The organism is Streptomyces sp. NPDC048295 (assembly GCF_040652135.1).
Taxonomy (GTDB): Bacteria; Actinomycetota; Actinomycetes; order Streptomycetales; family Streptomycetaceae; genus Streptomyces.
In genome coordinates, this window is the sequence record NZ_JBEZLL010000070.1 from 1 (window position 1) to 4,966 (window position 4,966).

The window sequence follows — 4,966 nt, forward strand, 5'->3', positions numbered from 1 at the left end:
TAGGTCAGGGACTGTCCCTCGGCGGTGACCGCGATCGCGTCGGGTGTCCGCGCGGCCTGCTCGGCGAACAGCTCGTGCACCGTCCGCGTCACCGGCACCGGGTCGGTGGTCCGGTCCGCCGCGAGAATGAGTTCCCGCTCGCCCGCGGGCAGGTACACGGCCCGCGCGTCACCGTCGGCGCCCGCGGCCATCGCCTCCAGCACCGCACGGAACATCCCGGCGATCCGGTCGGCGTTGGCCTGGCTGAGCACATGGGAGGTGGAGCGCAGGCTCAGGACGCCGCCGAGCGCCGTGACCGTGAGGGCGAACTCGTTGGGGGCGTCGTTGAAGCCCCAGCCGTCCTCGGCCTCCTCGGAGTCCATCCGGTGGAAGTCGAGATAGCTGAAGAAGATGTCGACCAGACGGCCGCCGTCGGTCCGCTCGATGGCCGGCATCGGGAAGTGGCGGTGCGGCCATGCCTCGATCTCCCGGTCGGACACCTGACGCACCAGGTCGCGCCAGGTGCGGGCCGTACGGTCGGCGGGGAAGGGCAGGGTGTTCAGACAGGAGCCGTAGACCCGGTCGGATCCGGACGCCTCCGGCCGACCGTGGGTGACCAGCCCGGCGTGGTAGGCGGGTGCGTCGGTGAGCTGTCCCACGACCTTCACGAAGGCGGCGACGAGCACGCTCTTGACCGATGTCCTGGCCGCACCGGCCAGCGCGCGCAGCGGCTCCTCCAGGTCGTCGAAGCGCACCCCGGCGCGGACGGCCCCGTCCGGCGCCGTCAGGTCGTCGTGCCAGCCCTCGGGAATCCGGGCCCTGGTGTGACCGGTGACGACGCCGTCCCAGTAGGCACGGTCGTCCTCCGACTCCAGGGCGGCGAGTTCGGCGGCGATGTAGTCGGCGTACCGGACGGCGGGCGTGTCGTACGGCTCCGGCTCCAGGCCGTCGCGCAGCCGCCGGTAGACCTGGACCAGGTCCACCAGGAACAGCTGGTTGCTCCAGCCGTCCATGACGGCATGGCTCTGAGTGAAGGTGCACATCCAGTCGGCGCCGAGGACATGCGCGGCGACACGCAGCAGCGGCTCGCCGCCGTCGAGGTCGAAGACGCGCGACCGTTCGGCGGCGACGTACGCGGTCATGCTCAGCCGTTGCTGTTCCCCGGCCAGTCCGGTGAGATCGCGCACGGCGACGGGCACCTCGACGTCCGCGTGGACGAGCTGGAGCGGTACGGAGTATCCGACCAGCGACACCGAGGTGCGCAGCGCCTCGTGGCGGCCGACCACGGTCCTGACCGCCGCCGCGAAGGCGTCGGCGTCGAACGGCCGCTCGTCGTGGACCCGGTAGACGTTGACGTTGTGATAGTTGCTGCGTGCCGGGTCGCTGAGGGTCTCGACCAGCATGCCCGTCTGCACCAGGGAGAGCGGGTAGGCGTCGGCGAGGCCGTCGGGCAGCTTCGCCCGGTCCTCGCCGGGGATCAGCGCGAAGGGCGCGGTGAAGGACCCCTCCCCGGCGGTCAGCACCGTCCGGCCGGACAGCAGTTCGCACAGCCCGGCCACGGTGCGGCGCGCGAAGACGTCACGGACCGCCACGTCGAGGCTCTCGCCCCGCAGGGCGCCGACGAGCGCGACGGCGCGGATGGAGTCGCCGCCGAGGCCGAAGAAGTCGTCGTGCACACCGAGGCGTCCCACCCCCAGCACCTGGCTCCACACCGCGGTGACCCGCTCCTCCAGGGGCGTGCGCGGCGCGGTGTACTCGACCCGGGCGTAGGCGTCCTCGTCCGGGGCCGGCAGGGCGCGCCGGTCCACCTTGCCGTTGGCGTTGAGGGGGATGGACTCCAGGGCCACGAACGCGGACGGCACCATGTACTCCGGCAGGGAGCGGCCGAGCAGGAGGTGCAGTTCGGCGGGGTCGGGAGCCGACTCCCCGTCCGGTACGAGGTAGGCGACGAGCCGCTTGTCCCCCGGGGTGTCCTCGCGCAGCAGCACGCGGGCGTCCGAGACGAGCGGGTGGTCGCCGAGCGCGGCCTCGATCTCGCCGAGCTCGACCCGGTACCCACGGATCTTGACCTGTCCGTCGCCGCGGCCGAGGAAGTCGACGGCACCGTCGGGCAGGACACGGACGATGTCCCCGGTGCGGTACAGCCGGCCGCCGGGCGGGCCGAAGGGGTCGGGGACGAACCGTCCGGCGGTGAGCCCGGGACGCCCGAGGTAACCGCGGGCCACGCCGGCTCCGCCGACGTACAGCTCTCCCGCGACACCGGCCGGTACGGGCTGGAGGCGCTCGTCGAGCACGTACATCGCCACGCCGGGCAGGGGGCGGCCGACGGGCATCACATCGGGCAGCGTCCCTCCCTCCACCGGTGAAGGGACGGGCCAGGTGCTGGTGCCGACGGAGTTCTCGGTCGGGCCGTACTCGTTGACCAGCACGGTGTCCGGCGCCAGTTCGCGCCAGGCCCGCACCGTTCGGCGGCGGAACGCCTCGCCCGCGACGACGAGCAGCGGAGCGAGCCGCCGCGCCCGGTCCGGGGTGAGCTGGTGCGTCAGCACTTCGAGGTGGGCCGGAGTCAGCTTCACGAAGGCGTACGGGGCCCCCGCCGCCAGCACCTCGCCGAGCCGCCCCAGGTCCAGATCCTGCGGCAGGACGTGCACGGGCTGCCCGGTCAGCAGCGGCGCCCACAGGTTGGGCACCACCAGGTCGAAGGCGATGGAGGAGAACAGCGGGGCTCCGCCGCCGGCGGCGGTGAGCTCGCCCACGGCCCAGCGGACATGGCCTGCCAGTCCGCGGTGCGGGACGAGTACCCCCTTGGGGCGGCCGGTGGATCCCGAGGTGTAGATGACGTACGCCAGCCGGTCCGGATCGGCGACCCGCTGGGGAGCCGACGACGGCTGGGCGTCGACGGACGCGCGGTCCCCGTCGACGAGCAGTATCCGTCCGCCGAAGCCCTCTCCCGGAATTTCCCGGTGGGCGCACTGGGTGAGCAGCACCTCGGCGCCGGCGTCGTCGAGCATGTGCGCGACGCGCTCGGAGGGGAGGACCGGGTCCATCGGCAGATACGCGCCGCCCGCCTTCCACACCCCGAGCAGTCCGGCGACCAGATCGGCGCCGCGGTCGAGCAGTACACCGACCACGGACTCGGACCCGACACCCAGCTCGCGCAGCCGGTGGGCGAGCCGGTTGGCGCGGGCGTCCAGTTCCGCGTAGGTCAGCCGCTCGTCGCCGGCGACGACCGCGACGGCGCCGGGGGAGCGGCGGGCCTGCTCCTCGAAGAGCTCGAACACGGTCGCGGTGACGGGCTCGGCGGGAGCGACCGCCCACTCGCCGACCAGGCGCTCGTGCTCCTCGGCCGGGATCAGCGGTACGCGGGGGTCGCCGCCGGCGTCGGTGGCCATCGCCTCCAGCACGGCACGGAACATCGCCCCGATGCGCTCGGTGTTCTCCAGGGTCAGCGACCAGGAGTCGGCGGTCAGGAAGATGTGCTTGACCCGGGAGGAGATGGTCAGGGGGAACTCGGTGGGGCTGTCGTCGATGCCGACCTGGTCGTCCACGAGGGAGGCGTCGACCTGACGGAAGTCCTGGTAGTTGAAGAACACGTCGATGAGACGCTGGGTGCCGCCGATCTCGCGCTGCACGGCGGGCAGCGGGTGGCGGCGGTGCTCCCAGGTCTCGACCTCGCGGGCGAAGGTGTCGCGGACGAGGCCCAGCCAGGTGGCCGGCATCCGGTCGAACGCCAGCGGCAGTGTGTTGAGGTACATGCCGTACACCCGGTCGGCGCCCGTGACCTCGGGCCGCACGTCGTAGACGAGACCGGCGTGGAACGTCGCGGCGTCGGTGAGCTGGCTCATGACCTTGCCGAACGCGGCGAGCATGACGCTCTTCAGCGAGGCCCTCGCCTTGGTGGCGAGCGCCCGGAGCGCCGGTTCCAGGTCCTCCCACGGGACCTGCACATGGTGCTTGACGCGCGGCGCGCCGGTGTCGTCGCCCCAGCCGGACGGCAGGGTGAACTTCTCGTGGTCGCTGGTGATCCGGCGCCAGAAGGCGCGGTCCTCGTCGGAGGCGAGTGAGGCCAGCTCCCCCGCGATGGAGTCGGCGAAGCGCACCGCGGGCCGCTCGTACGGCTCCGGTTCCAGGCCCTCACGGAGGCGTCGATAGCAGCCGAGCAGCTCCATCAGCAGCGAGTGGTAGCTCCACCCCTCCATGATCGGGTGGCACTCGGTGACCGAGATCCACCAGACCGTGTCGCCCGTGACGTGCGCGTGGAAACGCATCAGGGTGGGGCGGCTCAGATCGAAGGCGTCGGCCCGCTCCGCACGGACGAACTGCCGCAGTGAGGCCTGGAGTTCCTCGTCGTCCAGATGAGTGAGGTCGCGGACCCCGACGGTGGCCTCGGCACGCTCGTGGACCAGTTGCAGCGGCACCGTGAACTCGGTCAGATGAACCGAGGTGCGCAGCATGTCGTGGCGTTCCACGACCTGTGCGACGGCCTTCCGGAACGCGGCGGAGTCGAAGGGCCGGTCGTCGAGGATCCGGAAGCAACTGCAGTTGTGGTAGTGGTTCTTCTCCTCGTCGGCCAGCATCTCGACGACCATGCCGGTCTGTATCTGGGACATCGGGTAGGCGTCGGCGAGGCCGTCGGGCAGCTTCGCCCGGTCCTCGTCGGAGATCAGCGCGAACGGCTCGACCAGCGTGAGCTGTTCCGCCGGCACCGCGGAGCGTCCGGTCAGCAGCTCGCCCAGTTCCGCCACCGTACGCCGGTCGAAGACGTCGCGGACGGAGAGGTCGAAGCCCTCGTCCCGCAGGGCGCCGACGAGTGCGACGGCGCGGATGGAGTCGCCTCCCAGGTCGAAGAAGCTGTCATGGACACCGACCTGGTTCACCTCCAGGGCGGAGGCCCAGACTGCGGCGATTCGTTCTTCTGCGGGGTTGCGGGGTGCGGTGTATGTGGTGTGTGCGTAGGCGTCGTGTCCGGGGGTGGGGAGGGCTTTTT

The 4,966-nt window shown here is 71.8% G+C and carries 1 protein-coding gene; it reads right to left on the bottom strand.

Translation table 11 applies throughout. From position 1 onward, the window contains the following. Window positions 1-4,966 (bottom strand): amino acid adenylation domain-containing protein (locus tag AB0D53_RS41545; RefSeq protein WP_362454719.1); only part of this gene is annotated, 4,966 nt, incomplete at both ends.